The sequence below is a fragment of the Streptomyces sp. NPDC127117 genome (genome assembly GCF_042677325.1).
In the GTDB taxonomy this organism is placed as follows: domain Bacteria; phylum Actinomycetota; class Actinomycetes; order Streptomycetales; family Streptomycetaceae; genus Streptomyces.
The window spans coordinates 1-1,185 of sequence record NZ_JBHXTM010000139.1 but is presented as its reverse complement, the minus strand read 5'-3'; the positions used below and the strand labels follow the sequence as shown (position 1 = coordinate 1,185).

2 protein-coding genes and 1 pseudogene are annotated in these 1,185 nt (G+C 72.7%); all 3 read left to right on the top strand.

What is annotated here, in order from left to right:
• Positions 1-46: 46 nt before the first annotated feature.
• Positions 47-262, top strand: a pseudogene (locus tag ACFVH0_RS40510) (sodium-independent anion transporter); the annotation flags it as partial.
• Positions 263-327: 65 nt separating this feature from the next.
• Positions 328-759: an ATP-binding protein gene (locus ACFVH0_RS40505; RefSeq protein WP_385828439.1), complete on the top strand. Its 432-nt coding sequence runs from the start codon at positions 328-330 to the stop codon at positions 757-759.
• A 59-nt stretch (positions 760-818) separates the two neighbouring features.
• On the top strand, positions 819-1,040 hold the full coding sequence (locus ACFVH0_RS40500; RefSeq protein WP_385828438.1) for an alkylphosphonate utilization protein: 222 nt from the start codon (positions 819-821) through the stop codon (positions 1,038-1,040).
• The last annotated feature ends 145 nt before the right edge of the window (positions 1,041-1,185 follow it).

Below are 1,185 nucleotides of genomic sequence, written 5' to 3'. Positions count from 1 at the left end.
GGAACGGACTGCTGGCGGAGCTGTGGGAAGCCGAGGTCACGGCCCGGTGAGCACCCTTCTGGCACGGGGCGGTGCCCGGCTGTGGTCACTGCTGCCCTCGCGTGCCGATCCGGCGGCGACGGGCCGTGATCCGCGCCGCGACCCGCCGGCCGGGCTGACGGTGGCGATCGTGGCGCTGCCGCTCGCGCTGGGCTTCGGGGTCTCCTCCGGCCTGGGTGACGGGGCCGGGCCGGCCACCCCCGTGGGCTCCGGCGGGACCGCTCCCGGCACCGACCGGCCCGGCCCCGTCACCCACGACACCCTCGTCGGCGTCCACCCGGAGGCGAAGTGAGCACCGGACTCGAAGCCCTCCCGTACCGGCATGTGCTGACCTTGCCCGCCATGGGGGCGGCCGTTCGCATCGCCCGTGAGACCACCGAACAGGTCCTGGCGGAATGGGGGGTCGGCCGCCGTCACCCCTGCGTGGATCCGGCGTTGCTGATGGTCGCGGAGCTGGTCACCAACAGCGTCCGGCACGCCGCGGAACTCTCCCCGAGCCTGACGGTCGTCTTCGCGGGCGGCCCGGACACCTTCGCGTTCGCCGTCCACGACCGTCACCCCCACCAGCCCGCCCTGCACGCCGCGTTCACCGGCTCCGGCTCCGGCTCCGGAGGGCTGGCGACCGTCGTCGAGCTCACCCTCCAGCTCGGCGGCAGCGCCGTCGTCCGCGCGGACGCGGACGGGCGCGGCAAGAGCATCTGGATCACCCTGCCGCTGTAGCGGCTCGTTCCACGGCAGTGGTGCGGCAACCGGACGACCCGAGCAGCAAGGAAAGATCGATGAGCGACATCGTGGTGAAGGACAGCAACGGCACCGCCCTGGCGGACGGTGACTCCGTCACGCTGACCAAGGACCTGAAGGTCAAGGGGACGTCCGAGACCCTCAAGCGCGGCACCTTGGTGAAGAACATCCGCCTCACCGGACGGGCCGGCGAGGTCGAGTGCAACACCAGGAAGGTCAAGGGGCTGGTCCTGAAGACCCAGTTCCTGAAGAAGGCCTGACCCGGCGCGGTGCCCGCTGCGTGATCATCGGCCCCGTTCCCTGCTCAGGGGCCGGGGCCGGGCGCGTCGTGGATTGCGCCGCCGGGGCCGGGTCACCGCCTGGTCCGGGCATCGGCGGTGTGCAGCTCGGCCAGCAGGCCCTGCT